This is a genomic window from Dinoroseobacter sp. S124A (genome assembly GCF_049801015.1).
Taxonomy (GTDB): Bacteria; Pseudomonadota; Alphaproteobacteria; order Rhodobacterales; family Rhodobacteraceae; genus Dinoroseobacter.
On sequence record NZ_JBNAGD010000002.1, the window covers coordinates 296217 to 311247 of the forward strand.

14 protein-coding genes and 2 pseudogenes are annotated in these 15031 nt (G+C 57.2%); 6 read left to right on the forward strand and 10 right to left on the reverse strand.

What is annotated here, in order from left to right:
• Positions 1-105 precede the first annotated feature (105 nt).
• The 8 genes and pseudogenes from ACP15I_RS06315 to ACP15I_RS06350 form a co-directional block, all read right to left on the reverse strand.
• A complete protein-coding gene (locus ACP15I_RS06315) occupies positions 106-624 on the reverse strand; it encodes a 2,4'-dihydroxyacetophenone dioxygenase family protein (RefSeq protein ID WP_424974401.1) in 519 nt (172 codons plus the stop codon).
• A gap of 10 nt (positions 625-634) precedes the next feature.
• A pseudogene (locus ACP15I_RS06320) lies at positions 635-1281 on the reverse strand (SDR family NAD(P)-dependent oxidoreductase).
• Positions 1169-1435: pseudogene (locus ACP15I_RS06325) on the reverse strand (SDR family NAD(P)-dependent oxidoreductase); the annotation flags it as partial. The pseudogenes ACP15I_RS06320 and ACP15I_RS06325, both read right to left, overlap by 113 nt.
• Positions 1336-1959, reverse strand: coding sequence for a 2-dehydro-3-deoxy-6-phosphogalactonate aldolase (locus tag ACP15I_RS06330; RefSeq protein ID WP_424974402.1), 624 nt, complete (start codon positions 1957-1959; stop codon positions 1336-1338). The gene ACP15I_RS06330 and the pseudogene ACP15I_RS06325, both read right to left, overlap by 100 nt.
• Positions 1956-2876: a 2-dehydro-3-deoxygalactonokinase gene (locus tag ACP15I_RS06335; RefSeq protein ID WP_424974403.1), complete on the reverse strand. Its 921-nt coding sequence runs from the start codon at positions 2874-2876 to the stop codon at positions 1956-1958. Before ACP15I_RS06335 ends, ACP15I_RS06330 begins: the two co-directional genes overlap by 4 nt.
• Entirely contained in the window at positions 2857-3546 is a 690-nt protein-coding gene (locus tag ACP15I_RS06340) for an RraA family protein (protein WP_424974404.1), read from the reverse strand. The genes ACP15I_RS06335 and ACP15I_RS06340 overlap by 20 nt, the downstream gene beginning before the upstream one ends.
• A gap of 12 nt (positions 3547-3558) precedes the next feature.
• Complete coding sequence (locus tag ACP15I_RS06345) at positions 3559-4590, reverse strand: C-terminal binding protein (protein ID WP_424974405.1); 1032 nt, start codon at positions 4588-4590, stop codon at positions 3559-3561.
• A gap of 109 nt (positions 4591-4699) precedes the next feature.
• Entirely contained in the window at positions 4700-5578 is an 879-nt protein-coding gene (locus tag ACP15I_RS06350) for an SMP-30/gluconolactonase/LRE family protein (protein WP_424974406.1), read from the reverse strand.
• Between the two features lie 91 nt (positions 5579-5669).
• Here ACP15I_RS06350 and ACP15I_RS06355 point away from each other — a divergent pair, with 91 nt between their 5' ends.
• Entirely contained in the window at positions 5670-6335 is a 666-nt protein-coding gene (locus ACP15I_RS06355; RefSeq protein ID WP_424974407.1) for a GntR family transcriptional regulator, read from the forward strand.
• A 13-nt stretch (positions 6336-6348) separates the two neighbouring features.
• On the opposite strand, the gene ACP15I_RS06360 is transcribed toward ACP15I_RS06355, so the two are convergent.
• A complete protein-coding gene (locus ACP15I_RS06360) occupies positions 6349-7164 on the reverse strand; it encodes an NAD-dependent epimerase/dehydratase family protein (RefSeq protein WP_424974408.1) in 816 nt (271 codons plus the stop codon).
• Complete coding sequence (locus ACP15I_RS06365; protein WP_424974409.1) at positions 7161-8045, reverse strand: hypothetical protein; 885 nt, start codon at positions 8043-8045, stop codon at positions 7161-7163. The genes ACP15I_RS06360 and ACP15I_RS06365 overlap by 4 nt, the downstream gene beginning before the upstream one ends.
• A gap of 103 nt (positions 8046-8148) precedes the next feature.
• On the opposite strand from ACP15I_RS06365, the gene ACP15I_RS06370 reads away from it, so the two are divergent.
• From ACP15I_RS06370 to ACP15I_RS06390, 5 genes are all read left to right on the forward strand, one after another.
• Positions 8149-9750 carry a GMC family oxidoreductase gene (locus tag ACP15I_RS06370; RefSeq protein ID WP_424974411.1) on the forward strand — a complete coding sequence of 534 codons (1602 nt, stop codon included), beginning with the start codon at positions 8149-8151 and terminating at the stop codon, positions 9748-9750.
• Positions 9751-9815: 65 nt separating this feature from the next.
• The gene (locus tag ACP15I_RS06375) at positions 9816-11015 is read left to right on the forward strand and encodes a sugar ABC transporter substrate-binding protein (protein WP_424974412.1); all 1200 of its coding nucleotides are present in this window, start codon (positions 9816-9818) and stop codon (positions 11013-11015) included.
• 126 nt (positions 11016-11141) lie between these two features.
• Positions 11142-12050 carry an ABC transporter permease gene (locus tag ACP15I_RS06380; protein WP_424974413.1) on the forward strand — a complete coding sequence of 303 codons (909 nt, stop codon included), beginning with the start codon at positions 11142-11144 and terminating at the stop codon, positions 12048-12050.
• Entirely contained in the window at positions 12047-13576 is a 1530-nt protein-coding gene (locus ACP15I_RS06385) for a sugar ABC transporter ATP-binding protein (RefSeq protein ID WP_424974414.1), read from the forward strand. Before ACP15I_RS06380 ends, ACP15I_RS06385 begins: the two co-directional genes overlap by 4 nt.
• Positions 13573-14547: an ABC transporter permease gene (locus ACP15I_RS06390; protein WP_424974415.1), complete on the forward strand. Its 975-nt coding sequence runs from the start codon at positions 13573-13575 to the stop codon at positions 14545-14547. Before ACP15I_RS06385 ends, ACP15I_RS06390 begins: the two co-directional genes overlap by 4 nt.
• The last annotated feature ends 484 nt before the right edge of the window (positions 14548-15031 follow it).

Consider the following 15031-nt stretch of genomic DNA (forward strand, 5'->3'; position numbering starts at 1 on the left):
CTTGAATCGTACCTCTACGAGCACCAGGCGATTTAGCGGCGCAAGTGCTAGCTTCGTGTTTGCTGAGTCAACCTCTTGCTTTGGGTCCATTTCGGCAAGGGTAATCTATCTGATAAACTGTTCGACAGAGTCTTCGCCAAGCCCAACCTCCGTAAAATGCTGACGGTAGAGGTCAATCTTGGTGAACACGTCCTCGTATCCCGTGACCTCGCCCCAAGGATCGACGTAGCACATCACGCCGTTGACCTGGAAATAGGTTACCATTTCCTCAACACTTTCGGGAACGACAAGCGTGTGGGTTTCCCCCGGCGGTTCGTAAACATATCCGCCTTCTTCGGCGACCCAGTCATGCTCAAGGCAACGCCAGCGACCTTTCAACACAAAACCATATACCGGTTGCGGATGGCGATGACGGGACAGAATGCCCGCTTTTTTGACCTTGAGGAGGTTCATCCTATAGCCCTGTGACCGGTTCAGGCAGAGTGGACGAAAGCAGACGTTCTCGGCCTGCGGCACCCACAGCCTTTCGTCCTCACTCATCGCATTCGGGATTACGATTTCGTCTTGCGCGTGCTTTGGGAATGGGAACAGGTGAGGTATCCGGCTGGTGTCGTCTTCGGTCATCCCAATCTCCTCAGATGGCAAGGTAACCCCCATCCACCGGATAGATCGATCCGGGCACAAAGCTGGCCTCTTCGCTAAGAAGCCAACGAACGAGCCCGCCAACCTCTTTTGGCTCTCCCCAGCGTTTCATCGGCGTGCGTGCCACGATCCCCGCTGTCCGCACCGGGTCGTCCCGCAGGCCTTGGGTCGTCTCGGTCTCGATCCAACCGGGCACAATCGCGGTGACGCGAAACTGGTCCTGGGCCCACTGACCCGCAAGCGCCTTGGTCAATTGCGCAACGCCCCTTTGGAGGCAGAATAGGCTGGTACCATCGGGCCGCCGAAAGGGCTGAGCATTGATGCGGTGTTCACAATCGCGCCGCCGGATGCGGTGAGCAGAGCGTGCGCGGCGAGACAGCAGCGCATGGTTCCTGTCAGGTTCACGTCCAGCACCCGGGCGAAGGCGTCGATGCTGTATTCTTCGCCACGCACGAGAATGCCGGCGCAATTCAAAAAGGGCGTCCAGCGCGGGAAGCTGATCGAAAAGGGCATCAACCGAGCTCTGGTTGGTGACATCGAGGTATCGGGTTTTGACCCCATCCTGTGCCTTAAACGCGTCAATCTCACCCTGCGAGGCGGAGGCGACGATGACGCACCAGCCCTGAGATGCCAGCGCATCTGTGACACCGGCACCGATCCCGCGGGTTCCGCCAGTTACGATGGCGCGCTTGATTAGATTGCTTCTGCGGTCGAGATGAAGGATCGGGCGCGTTTTGCGATCTGCTGTAAAGAGTATTCTGGTTTGAACAATGCCGATCCCAGGCCGAAACAATTCACCCCCGCCGTTCGATAGGGTGCCATCGTTTCAGGCGTAATTCCCCCGACTGCAGCAACCGTTGCACTTTTCGGCAGGACAGCTCGCAGGGCACTGATCGCGGCGGGCGGCATCGCTTCAGCGGGGAAGACCTTGAGGATCGACGCACCCAGCTCCAGCGCGGCAAACGCCTCGGTCGGGGTCATGACGCCGGGGCACCAATAAAGCCCGCGTGCCATCGCAGCGCTACCGACATCCGGGTTCATGTTCGGCGAAACGATAATACGACCGCCCGCGTCAGCCACCGCGTCGACTTGCGCCGTAGTCAGGACGGTGCCAGCACCGACAATCGCAGCCGTGCCATGCTGACTGGAAATCTGCGCGATCGAGTCGAGTGGATCCGGAGAATTGAGCGGGACTTCGATGATCTGAAAGCCCGCGTCGACCAACGTCTTTGACACCGGCCCTGCATTGCCGGGTTCGAGTCCGCGCAGAATTGCTATCAAGGGGCTGGACGAAAGCGCATCGCCAAGTTCAATCATCCGATCAGTCCCGCTGCGCGTGCGATCATGAAGTGACCCTTCGCAACAATATCTTCGGAGGCCCGCCGGGTTGCCACTCCGGAGATCTGCAAGGCGATCTCATAGCGGTCCGTTAACGCGCTGTTCCCGATCACGGTGACCATTTCAACATCACCGGCTTCGACCAGCGCTGATGCAATCTCCGTTCCGATCAAAAGGCCCGACAAGTAATGCGCCGTCGCTTTCTTGGATAACTTATCAGTCAAAGGCAGCGTGCGGACGTGGAACAGGTTGTGGAGCAGCTCTGACGGGGCCTCTCTCCCGGCACGAACACCCATTACAAACACGTCCTCGTCAAAGTCGGCATCTACCATCAGAGTTCCCAGGATCGTATGCCCCTTCAACGCGGAAAAAACCTCTCCGGTCATGTAGGTCGAGAAATCAACAATCTTGCCATCCGCCACCTGAACCCATTTGCAATGTGTTCCCGGCATAACGAAGGTGCCGTCGCGCATGCCGGTGGCGGCAGCGCCGATGATCTGTGTTTCCTCACCGCGCATAACGTCTGGGCGGCCCCCATCTTCGGCCACCGCGCCGGTTACGAAATGGACCAGCGCACCACTTTCTGACGTGTAAGCATGCAGTTGGTCGCCAAGCCGGCAAGCTCCCAGCGGCATTTTTGCGTAGGGTGTTTCCACCCAGCCGTTTCTGCTGGTGATCATACCGGACGCAAGGATCGGCAAGGTCTTTTCCGTCATCCAAACGCCAATCAGTCGGTCGAGGACTGCGCCAAAGGATCGGCCTTGAACATGCATGATCCCTTCAGATGCTGAAACACCATCGATGACGTCGCCCTCAGCGTCGACAAGAAAAGCGCGCAGAGACGATGTCCCCCAATCGACGCCGATGAGAGCCGGCTCAGATGCGCCCAAATTCATTCAATAGGTCCTCTACTGTCTTGCCTTGGGCAACCCATTCGCGTGTGGCGACCTCACGGTCGGCCTGCTCTTGCGCTAGGCGGACCGTGTCTTCTGCAATCTCCTGGGGGATCACGACGACGCCCATCAGGTCTGCTACTATGAAATCACCGGGATTCACGACCACTCCGCCGCATGCGATGGGGACGTTAATGGATAGCTCTTCTTTGCGTTCCGAAAACATCGTGTGTGTGCCGCGCGGCGTGATCGCCTTCGTCCAGATCGGCCAGTTGATGTCTTCGAGCTCATCCGTATCGCGGCCGGTGCCGTCGACGATCATGCCACGGATGCCGCGATTCTGTGCCAATCCGCCCATTAGGCCGCCGCAGACTGACGTTTGGAGGTCCCCGCCTGCATCCACCACAATGACATCGCCGGGTTGAGCCATTTCGAGTGCCTTGAGCGGATCGACAAGATCCCCTTTCGAAAGCTGCACGGTCACGGCCTGCCCTGTCACCTTGGCGCGGAACGCCGGCTTGATGGTGCTGTCCATGACACCGGTCCGGTATTGAACGTCGGCAAAGATGGCGGCGGCGGAATAAGCTTCCAGCACCTTGTCGAACTTCTTGAGAAGGTCGGGGTTACGTTCGAAATCGTTGAAGACCCTGAGATCTGTGCTCACGTCTGGCATATCATGCTCCTGCTAGGGGGTCGCTTTGTTCAACGCATCCGCGTTGACGGTGTAATCGGGTTGCTGCCCGGTCAGAACCTTGGCCACTTGCGTTGCGGCCGTGACACGGGCTGCATGAATGGACTCTTCGGAATAGTAGGCGGCATGCGGCGTCACGAGGACGTTGGGCAAAGTGAAAAGCGGGTTGTCGTCCGGCGTCCAATTTGCGCGCTTTGCGGGTTCCTCTTCGGGATCATCGAGGCCGGCAGCCGCTAGATGGCCTTCTTTCAGTGCCCGATAGAGCGCTTTGTTATCAACAGTCGGGCCCCGTCCCGTATTGACGAGAATTGCGCCGGGTTTCATCGCGGCAAATTCAGTATCAGACAAAAAGTGATGTGTGTCTTTTGTCATCGGTGCTTGCATTAGGATGTAGTCGGACCGCGCCAACAAACCGGCTTTATCAACCAGTTCCGCACCAATCTGTCGGGCAACATCAGGCGGAAGAAAGGGGTCGTAGGCGATGACGTTGACGCCGAAGGCCTGCGCTCTTGCAACAATGGCCTGCCCGATCTTACCGAGCGAGACGACACCCATAGTGCGACCGCGCAGGCGATACACAGGCTGGCCGCTCTGCCATTGCCAGACCCCGGCATGGGTTGCGCGATCATAATCCGGGAGCTTTCGGGCCAGAGTGAGCCAGAGTGAGATTGCGTGGTCGGCCACTTCTTCCGTGCAGTAATTCTGCACATTCGTCACGAGGATGCCCTTGTCCGTCGCTGTGCCGACATCGACGATATCGACACCGACCCCGTAGCGGGCAATAACCTCGCAATGCTGCATCCGCAGGATTGTTTCCTGACCGATCCGGGCGTACTGGTTCATCATGGCCGCGCAATGCGGCGCAACCTTGAAGAGGTCCTCCTCGCGTTTGGCCTGAAGCGCGATGACCTCTGCCCCGGCGCTTTCCAAAATCTCCGTTTCGACACTGACATCGCCGAAATCATAATCCGTGATGACGACCTTTGGTTTGTCAGTCCTCGGTTGCCATTTTGTGTTGGCTGTCATAAGGAACCTCCCATGCATCGATGAGGCCAACTCGCATCTGCGCACCGACGACGATGAAAGGTCGCATTCTGAGGTGTCTTTGGCATGGGCGATCCTTTTCTTGGCGAGGTCATGCGTAGAAAGGCGTATCAAGCACGCCGCGTACGCCGGGTTTGACAGCAAAGAGCCCGCCCGAAGTGGGTTCACGCTCAAGGGCGCTGGCATCGCTCATGAGCCGCGAAGTCGTGACGTAAAGGGTGTCTAGATCCGGGCCACCAAAGGCGCAGCACGTTGGTTTCCAGACCGGGAGTTCGACGATGTAATCCCGGCGACTATCGGGGGCAGTTCGCACAACGCGATGACCCTCCCACTCCGCTGTCCAGACACCGCCCTCGGCGTCAATGCACGCACCGTCAGGCAAACCTGGTTCGTCATCGAATGACATGTGCAAGCGACGATTTGAGGGCGATCCGGTCGCAGGATCGTAGTCGAATGCGCAGAGCTCTTGGGTTGGGGTGTCGGCGAAGTAGAGTGTTTGACCATCCGCTGAAATGCAGGTCGCATTAGCGCAGGCGACACCGTCAAAGAGTGTTCGGACCTGCAAGTCGGCGTCGATTGAGATAACCGACGATGTAGCCGCGCCGCTAACCTCGTTCATTCCGCCAACGATCAGGCGACCCTGTCGGTCAGTTCGACCGTCATTTAGGCGTGTTTCCTTGTTCTCGGGCTCAAAACTACAGATGTGATGCTGCTCATTGAGATCCCGATCGGTCAATACTACCCGGTCGGCATATGCGACGATGAAACCGCCCTTATTTCGTGGCGCAAAGCAGCACACCCTGTCCTTTGTTGGCGTGCGGTTGGCATCCCCGGTGATCGGATCGAATGACCAAATGGCGCGTCCTTCAATATCGGTCCATCGGACGCATTCGTCCGCCTGATCCCAAAGGATTCCCTCGCCATGCCTATTCTTAATATCGAGGACCAATTCCGCCTGTAAAAATGTCATGATAGAGGCCTCAGTTGATATCTGATATTCCAGCTTGCGTTATGTGGTATATCAGATATCTTGATCCTGCAACTCTTTTTTTGTTGGTATTATGGCTCTCATACGCCCCAAATCCCTGAGGGAGCTCGCCCTCGAACAAATCCGTGCACGTATCGTGGATGGTGAGTATCAGATGGGCCAAGTCCTGTCGGAGCGAAAGATCTCTGAAGAATTGGGAGTATCCAAATCCCCGGTCCGTGAAGCTTTGGCGCAGCTGCGTGACGAGGGGCTGGTCATAATAGAACCGCAAAAGGGCGCTCGTGTTTTCACTCTTTCAGATGATGAAGTCGCCCAAATCTGCGATTTCCGGCAAGCGATAGAAATCGCTGGCTTTGAACTTGCCTTACAGCGCGACGCTGACGGCCTGGAAAAGGATATGAACACCATTGTTGGCGAGATGAAGTCGGCGCGCGAAAAGGGGAAGATGAAGGCCTATCTCGAACTCGACACCGACTTTCATCACGCAATTTTCGAGCGCAGTAACAACGACTATCTAGCGGCGAGTTATACACGCTACGGGGGGAAGATCGCGGCTCTTCGTACCCATCTGTCGGAGTTGCCGCAGCATACCGAACTGTCATTTCGCGAACATCAAGGCATCGCCGATGCTGTCTGCAAGCGGGACATGGCATTGATACGCACGCTTCTGGTCAAGCACATTGATCGCACGCGCGAAACCTACAACATCCAGTCCGGTGGCGGGTTAGGCGCATCATAGGCGCACCTTCTCTCTACCAGCCGCCCATCCAACGTTCAGCCAGCCCCGGCACCCGAAACGCCGCGAAATTGTACAGCGCTGCTTTCAGCTTTTGTGAAAGAGGCACGGTCGCTGTATGCGAGTCTCGCGGATCGTAGCCAATGACGCGCTTTGTGGGTTCGATGTCCCACCGCATCCCGACATTGTCTGACATCAGGTTCAAGATCGCGAAATCGACATCCTGAGCAGTGATCGCACAGGTCATTCCATGCAGGTAGTCTCGGTCGCTGAGCCACATGTCCTGACCCCACTGGCCCATTTCCATATGCGCACCGGGGCGATTGTCGTGGGTCCACTGCGTCCAGCCAATGCGCATGCAGATCACGGACAGGCCATGGAACTCCGAGAAATAGGCACCAAGTCTTTCTCCGCAGAGTTTCGAGACGCCATAGGCATTCACCGGTTTGGGCGCGAGAGACGGGATCAGCGTTTCTGAGCCGAACCGATAGCCCCCGTGCAACCAATTCGAGGACGCGAAAACCATCCGTGAAACGCCCGCTTGAACGGCATGATGATAAAGCCGCGCGGTCCCATCGATGTTGTTGCGTATCGCCGACTCCCAAGCCGCATCAGGGGCGCGATCCCCGGCCAGATGAACGATTGTGTCGATGCCGGAAAGGTGCTTGATCCAGTCACCATCTTCTCCGAAATCCGCTTTGTGTACACCGGTCCGCGTTCCGGGAAACAGGTCCAGACCTGACACATCAAACTCGGGTTGCGCTGCCAAATGGTCGAACAGCTTCCCGCCAAGATGGCCCCCAGCGCCCGTAATCAGCACGTTCGTTGTCATATCTCTTTTCCTTCTTCCAGAACTGCTCGTGCCATACTCACACTCTCTAAGTTTGGGATGTGCCGGAAGCGGACGGTGAGCTCGGTCTTTTCACCCGGCGCGAGGTGTTTCATCCGGCCAACCCACTCGACTTCCCCGTAGTCGTAGGCACCCGAATTGTAGACCTCCAGCGCGCCGTGTCCTTCCGGGCGGTGTCCGGAAGCACCTTGCACCGTAGCAAGAAACGCTACGCCGCCAACGTCGAACACGCAGTGGGTCCGATCTGCATAAACTTTGTATTCCCTTGGATCGAGACAGGCAGCTTCGACAAGCCCTGACGAAACCCGAACCTTGCCATCTGGTTCTCCGAAGACGGGGGCGTAAGGCGTATCTGATGCGGACAGCCACAACACACGCAAGGGACGACGGAGCATCATTACAGACCATGGCGCTGCCGAAATCGGGGCTGTGCTCTCATTGCTCAAATAATGGGTCATCGCAAAGCATGCGTCATCGCCAAGTTCGATTGTACGGCGCACGCTCAAACCCGTGACCTGACACACTTGGCTGGTCAGCAACGCCCGGTCTTGCGACCCTTCAAGTTTATAGGCTTCAACATCCAAAGTGCGGTGCGGAGCGTCTTCCGGCCACGCGGCCTGCGGAGCGACCCATGTTTTTTCGCCGCCCCATAGCGGGAATTTCAGATGTGGAGCACGGGTTGGCAGTTGCGATAAATCTGAGCCTTCAAGCGCGCACCCCGTCAGATCGTGATTCTGAAACATAATGGACTGGCCGCCGACCCGGATGTCCCACAGCCGCCCGCCGAGTCCGGGCAAGATGCAAAGCTCCAGTTCTCCGCGCTTGAGCCAGACGGTTTTCCAACGGTTCGAGCCCAGCTCCATCGACGTTATTTCATTTGATTGTCGCAACTAACATTCCAGATATCAGTTTCTTGTTGACGTATTGATATCTGATATGTCAGTAATCTGCAAGGGAGGAACCAAAGTGCAATCTTACGATTTCATCATTGTAGGTGGCGGATCAGCTGGCGCGACGCTTGCCGGACGGATTCTGTCCAGTTCTGACGCGACGGTTGCTCTTATTGAGGCAGGCTCAAAGGATACCCATCCTCTGATGCCTTTGCCCGCCGGCTTCGCAAAGTTGATGCCGACCAAGCACCTTTTCCATTACAAGACCGAACCGCAACCGGGGCTGGATGGCCGCGGACGCATTCTTCCGCAGGGGCGTGTGTTGGGTGGCGGCTCCTCGGTCAATGCGATGGTCTACATCCGTGGGCAGGCCAGTGATTTTGACGATTGGGCCGAGATGGGCGCGGAAGGCTGGGGCTACCGGGACGTCCTGCCTTACTTCAAGCGCGCCGAAACCAATCAGCGCTTTGCGGGGGAGTATCACGGCAGCGAGGGACCCCTGGGTGTGTCCGACATCGGGCATATCTCCGAGATGTCCCGCGGGTTCGTGCGCGCAGCGCAAGACGTCGGACATGTCTACAACCCTGATTTCAATGGTGAGCACCAGAAAGGTGTCGGCTTCTGCCAAGTGACGATCCGAAACAACCGTCGATCCAGCTCGGCCCGCGCCTATTTGCACGGACAGTTGAAGAACCCCCGTCTCACGCTGATTACTGGGGCTGCGGTCTCCAGGGTCAACCTGAAGGCAGGCCGCGCCGTTGGCGTCACATACCTCAAGCATGGCAAATCCCACGAGATTTCCACGCAAGGCGAGGTCATCTTGTCGGCAGGCGCGATCGCGACGCCCAAATTGCTGATGCTTTCCGGGATTGGCCCGGAGGCCGAGCTTGCAAAGCATGGCATAGAAGTTGCTGCATCCTCGCCCGGCGTTGGGCAGAACTTTCATGATCATTGCGAAGTGCCGGTCATTGCCTTTTGCCGCGATAACGAGCGGCATGGATACTATGGGCAAGACAAGGGATTGCGCATGTTGCGCAATGGCCTGCAGTTCCTCGCCACTGGGACCGGACCTGCAGCGTCGAATGTGGTCGAGGGCCATTGCTTTGCGTCAACCGGACTGGCCGGCCCGCGTGCCGATGTGCAGATGCAGTTCTTGCCGCTGGTATATCTGGACCTGATGGACCGACCGATCATCAACCGGCCCGGTGCCACGATCAACACCTGTGTTCTGCGCCCCAAAAGTCGCGGCCAGGTCACGCTTGCCAGTGCCGACCCCACGCAACCCGCCGTGATCGATCCGCGCTACCTTTCCGACGAGGATGATGTCGACACGACGCTTCGCGGACTGGAAATGGCGCGCGAGGTGATGGCGTCACCTTTGATGCGTGAGTTTGTCGACGACGAAGCCATGCCCGGCCCCAAGTGCAGGACAGCGAAGGACCTTCACACCTTCATCGGAGCCTATGGCAAAACCGTCTACCACCCGGCTGGAACCTGTCGGATGGGCACTTGCGATATGTCCGTCGTCGACCCACAGCTTCGCGTTCACGGGGTCGATGGCCTGCGGGTGGCCGATGCGTCTGTCATGCCCGTCGTGACCTCGGGAAACACAAACGCGCCCTCAATCATGATCGGCGAAAGGGCCAGCGACTTCGTCCTGGGTAACCGCAGGACCTGACCGAACCTCAACCGGTATTTCAATCCACAAGAAACGCGCTCAGCGCACCAAAAAAGGGAATTCAAATGAAACTCAACCGTCGAACCTTTCTCGGCACCGCGACCGCAGCCACTGCGATGACAGCGGGGCTGACTCGCCCACTCTTTGCGCAAGAGCCCGTAAAGATCACCTCAGTCGTCACCCGCCTTGCGAATGACTACTTCACAGACTGGAATGTGGGTGCCACCCAAGCCGCTGAAGCATTGGGCGTGGATTATAACATCCTCGAATACGAAGGGTCTGCTGCCAAACATATCGAGATCGTCGAAAGCCAGATCGAGAATGGCGTCAAGGGCTTCTTTGGCGACAGCAACGACACCGCGAATGTGCGCAACATTACCAATCTGGCTGGATCTCGCGATGCTACCAATATCGCTGTGTGGGACACATTGCCGTGGATGCACCCGATTGATCAGGGCATGGGATATGGCACCTATTTCACGGCTGATGACGTGGTGAATGCCTACACGCTCGCCAAAGTCCTGTTCGAGGAAATGGGCGGAGCAGGCAACCTTGTGCATATCACCGGCTTCCCCGGTGCATCACCCGACATCGCCCGGACCCGCGGACTGGACAAGGCTCTGGCTGAATACCCGGACATCAAGCTGATCGTCCGTCAACCCGGCAACTGGAACCCGATCGATGGCCGTCAGGTCATGGAAGACGCCATCGTTGCCCATGGCGAGATCGGCGGTGTCTACGCGCAGAACGACTCGATTGGTCTGGGCGTAGTTCAGGCGCTTGAGGAATCGGGCATCTCGGTTCCTGTGGTCGGCCATGACGGCAACGCGGCCAACCTCGACATGATCGGCGAGGGCCGCTACCTCGCCACCATCAGCTACATGCCGCAGTATCAGGCTGGCTATGCTCTGGTTCGGGCCTACGATGTCATCCAGGGGTTCAAGCCCTCGCCGGTGGAACGGATGATGTACACAGGCGGTACGCTTGTCACCAAAGACAACGTTGAGGCGCTTAAAACTTTCCTGGCAGGCGATAATGGCAAGCTGCCGTTCGACTGGCGGAAGATGTCGCGCACCTTGCATCCCGATGACTGGGATCCGCAGAACGTGGTCTGGCCGATTGACGCCGCAGACATGTGGGCCCCTTATGACAAGCCCGAAGGTTACTCTCTGCCTGATGCATATCTTTCGGCTGTCGACGCTGGCGAGCATGACAAGGTGGCCGCACTTTATGCGGAGCACTACAAGCAGAAGCTGCCGTTCTAGGCCAAACTGCCCCCGGCGGTTTCTCCCACGCCGGGCGCATTTGCAACCAGCACAACTTCCAAAGACAGGTGTTTGACGGTGAAAGCTAGACCCGAAATAAACAGACAGCGCGACACTCGTCCGTTGATGACGCTGGGGTTCCTCGTTTTTCTCGTGGTCCTGTTCACCGTTCTCGAACCGAACTTTCTGGCGTCCGGCAACCTGCGGTCGATCGTCTTTGCGCTCTCGGTGACACTGGTCGCATCCTGTGGTGCGGCACTCATTATCTTGATGGGCTCAATCGATCTTTCGGTGGGTGCCATCGCCAGTGTCGCAGGTATGGTCGCCGCCGCGCTTGCACCTCAATTGGGTATGGCTGTCTTTCTCGTGGGGCCATTGGTGGGCCTTTTGATCGGGTTGGTGAATGGCGGCCTCTTCGTCTGGCTGAAGATCCCGTCGATACTCATGACGCTCGGAATGGCCACAAGCCTGTCTGGTGTTGTGCTCTACATCTCGGATGGGCAGTCGATCCCTGTACTCGATGAGCGGTTGATTTCAGTCACTCATGCCGGTCCGTTCAATGCGCTGCCGATCATTTTGATTTACGCTTTGAGCATCTTTCTTCTTGCCACGCTTCTTCACGAAAAGACGCGCTTCGGTCGCATCCTGTTCTCGATCGGACGGGACGAAACAAACGCGCGTCTGTTGGGCGCGCCCCTGGACCGGGTCAAGATTATGGCATTTGCCTTTTCCGGTCTCTTCGCGGGGACGGCTGGTACCTTGTTGATGTCACGCCTCGGCACCGGGGCTGCCAGCATGGGCGACTATCTCATGCTCGAAACCATCACGGCCGTCGTCATTGGCGGTACTGCGATCACCGGTGGTGCGGGTGGTGTACGCCTTACGATACTGGGAGTGGCGATCATCGTCGTCCTGTCGAACGGCATGAACATCATATCATTGCACCCTTACATCCAGACGACAGTCAAAGGTCTGACAATCTTGGTGGCGGTCTACCTGACCTCACGCTCAGTCACGGCGGAGGATGTGAAATGAACGACTGGCTGCTTTCCACGGACGGGCTGTCAAAGTCTTACGGCGATATTCAGGTGCTTTCCGACATATCGATCCAGATCGGATTCAACGAGATCATCGGCATCGCCGGAGAAAACGGCGCAGGCAAATCAACTGTCATGAAGCTCATTGCTGGTGTCGTCCCTCCCTCGGCTGGCACGCTCTCGCTCGGCGGAGAGGCCTACCGTCCGAGTTCTTACCGCGATGCCGTGACCAAAGGTGTGTCCATGGTATTCCAAGAGCAGGCCCTGATTGGCAACCTGCGGATTTACGAGAACATTTTCTACGGATTCGAGCAGAGGTTTACTCACGCCGGCGCTATTCTTGACCATCGTGCGATGCGAAACGACGCCGCGCGCTGGATGGCAGACCTTGGTTTCTCGCACATCAATGTGGATGCGCTGACCGATGATCTGCCGTTCCATGACCGGCAAATGGTCGAGATCGCGCGTGCATTTATCCTTTCAGAGATTTCCGGGATTTCCCATCCACTCATCTTGCTGGATGAACCCACCGCCTCGATTGGAGAGCGGGAGATAACCATCCTGTTCGAAGCGGTCCAGCGACTGCGCGCGAAAGCGTCCTTCGTCATCGTCACACACAAGCTGTCCGAATATATCGAGCTTTGTGACCGCATCTATGTGTTCAAAGACGGCCAGCAAGCGGGTGAGGTCGGCAAAGCCGATATGGCGCCGGAGACCATCCACCAACTCATGGTTGGCCGCATCCGCGATGAAGCGCTTTATCACGAGGACAAGCAGCGCATCGATTTTGGACCCTCCAGGCTCGAAGTTTCAAACCTCACCGGTAAGGACGTTTCAAATGTTACGTTCGAGATTGCTGAGGGTGAAATTCTTGGCTTGGGCGGGTTGATCGGCTGCGGCAAAGAAGAGGTCGTTCGCACAATCGTCGGGCATCTGCCCCACTCGGAACAGGGCGCAGTCACACTTTGCAATGCGCCGCTGCCGTCACGAAATCGCTCCAGCATCGCCAAGTCGCGCGGCCTTGGATACGTGCCAAAGGAGCGCAAAACGGAAGGCATCGTCGGCTATATGTCGGTTGCGCAAAATATCTCACTTCCCTCTCTTCCGATGGTGTCGAATGTGAAGGGAGTTATCGCGCGCGGCAAGGAAATCTCGCTGGCCAGGCAATTCATAAAACGGTTGTCGATCAGAACGCGTGGCCCGTCACAGGATACGATTCACCTTTCGGGCGGCAACCAGCAAAAGGTCGTTCTGGCAAAATGGCTGGCGCGCGATATCACCGTGATGGTCCTCGACAACCCGACCCGTGGTGTCGATGTCGGTGCGAAATCAGAGATTTACCAGATCATCCGTGAACTGGCGGCCACAGGCGTTTCGGTCTTGATGGTCTCCGACGATCTTCTGGAACTCATAGGGCTGTCCAATCGCATCCTGGTGATGCGCGAGGGTCAGGTTTCTGCAGAAATTGACGCTCCGGTCGACGCAAAGCCGACCGAGCAAGACATTGTGAGGCACATGACGTGAGCGCTATTCTGGCATCCATGACGGACCGACAATGGGCATTCGTACGTGCGGCGCTGCCCTTGGTCGTGATCATCGCATTGGTCATACTATTCTATTCAATCAATCCGCGCTTTCTGTCGACGCCAAACGTCTTGAACCTCCTGCGCCAGTCCGCGGTACTATTGATCGTGGCGTCTGGACTCACCTTTGTCATCCTGCTGGGGTCTATTGACCTTTCCATCGGTGCCGTTGTGACATTCTCTGCAATCGTCACATCCTTAATGTTGAGCGTGGTCGAAGCGCCAGCCTTTGTGGCGATCACCGTTGGCATCATTTCAGCCGTCGGGGTCGGCCTTATCAACGGATTTCTGATTGTACTCGGCCGCATTCCGTCTTTTGTCGCGACCTTGGGAACCATGACGATCCTGGGCGGTGCGACCGTATGGCTCACGGGAGGGCGCAATGTCCTGTTCCGCGACGAAACGATGCGCTGGCTTGCCTCTGGATCAACCATCGGGATCGTACCAAACGTGGCGCTTTGGGCGATCATCATATTCGCCATTCTGGCCTTTGTGGGCACGCGATCGCATCTCGGACGGCTGATCATGGCGACCGGAGCGGCCCCAACCACAACCATGCTGTCGGGTTACAACGTCGTTCGTATCAAGGTAATCGCATTCGTGCTGTCAGCCCTCGCAGCCGGGATCGGCGGCGTGCTGATGGTTGCGAGAACATCGGCCGGCACGATCCGCATGGGGGATGACTTACTCCTTGACGGAATCGCAGCCGTGGTGATCGGCGGCACCGCCCTTTCGGGAGGCAGCGGCGGTGTGCACAAGACCATCATCGGCGTGGCGATCATCGCCATCGTCAAAAATGGCCTGAACATCGCGCAGGTCCATCCCTATACGCAAACGGTGCTTACCGGCCTTATCGTGATTTTCGCGGTGGCACTCACGCTGGACCGAACGCGATTGGCCTTCGTCAAGTAACGCGGTTTGTCTTCGTTCAAAGTATGAATAGATGGCTGTGCTGCGAGAATTAAGTTGCCAATGTGATGGCCGTCTTTGACAAAGCTGATCTGGCCTTTCGGTAGGTCCAAGCATTATCCACGGTAGAGATGCTCGAACTATCAAGTTTTGGAACGTTCTGGCGCGTTAGAGCTCAATGGGGCAACACAGGTCTCTGTAGCGAAAGTCACAGTAGCAAACACTTTCGCCAGAGAAGATATTAGGCGCGCGGCTCGGAATTGAACTGTTTCGCGATCTTTGAGCTCACCCGACCGCTTGCAAGCTGCGTTTCAAGCAGAACGCCCAAAATCACTCTAACCCGAAGAGGTCCGCTTGCCGACTTTGACATAAGGTCTCAGCCGTCCAGGGTCCGACGAAGACGCTAAGTGCCCAGAGCGAACAATACCAGCTAGAGTGCCACCGGCAGCAAGGTCCCGCAACCCTATCCCTGAGATGTCGCGTTGCC

What these genes read in the sequence shown, in the direction of transcription:
- ACP15I_RS06355 (WP_424974407.1), top strand. Translation starts at nt 5,670, where the DNA reads ATGGCTCTCATACGCCCCAAATCCCTGAGGGAGCTCGCCCTCGAACAA.
- ACP15I_RS06350 (WP_424974406.1), bottom strand. Translation starts at nt 5,578, where the DNA reads ATGACATTTTTACAGGCGGAATTGGTCCTCGATATTAAGAATAGGCAT.
- ACP15I_RS06380 (WP_424974413.1), top strand. Translation starts at nt 11,142, where the DNA reads ATGACGCTGGGGTTCCTCGTTTTTCTCGTGGTCCTGTTCACCGTTCTC.
- ACP15I_RS06330 (WP_424974402.1), bottom strand. Translation starts at nt 1,959, where the DNA reads ATGATTGAACTTGGCGATGCGCTTTCGTCCAGCCCCTTGATAGCAATT.
- ACP15I_RS06360 (WP_424974408.1), bottom strand. Translation starts at nt 7,164, where the DNA reads ATGACAACGAACGTGCTGATTACGGGCGCTGGGGGCCATCTTGGCGGG.
- ACP15I_RS06315 (WP_424974401.1), bottom strand. Translation starts at nt 624, where the DNA reads ATGACCGAAGACGACACCAGCCGGATACCTCACCTGTTCCCATTCCCA.
- ACP15I_RS06335 (WP_424974403.1), bottom strand. Translation starts at nt 2,876, where the DNA reads ATGAATTTGGGCGCATCTGAGCCGGCTCTCATCGGCGTCGATTGGGGG.
- ACP15I_RS06365 (WP_424974409.1), bottom strand. Translation starts at nt 8,045, where the DNA reads ATGGAGCTGGGCTCGAACCGTTGGAAAACCGTCTGGCTCAAGCGCGGA.
- ACP15I_RS06385 (WP_424974414.1), top strand. Translation starts at nt 12,047, where the DNA reads ATGAACGACTGGCTGCTTTCCACGGACGGGCTGTCAAAGTCTTACGGC.
- ACP15I_RS06375 (WP_424974412.1), top strand. Translation starts at nt 9,816, where the DNA reads ATGAAACTCAACCGTCGAACCTTTCTCGGCACCGCGACCGCAGCCACT.
- ACP15I_RS06345 (WP_424974405.1), bottom strand. Translation starts at nt 4,590, where the DNA reads ATGACAGCCAACACAAAATGGCAACCGAGGACTGACAAACCAAAGGTC.
- ACP15I_RS06340 (WP_424974404.1), bottom strand. Translation starts at nt 3,546, where the DNA reads ATGCCAGACGTGAGCACAGATCTCAGGGTCTTCAACGATTTCGAACGT.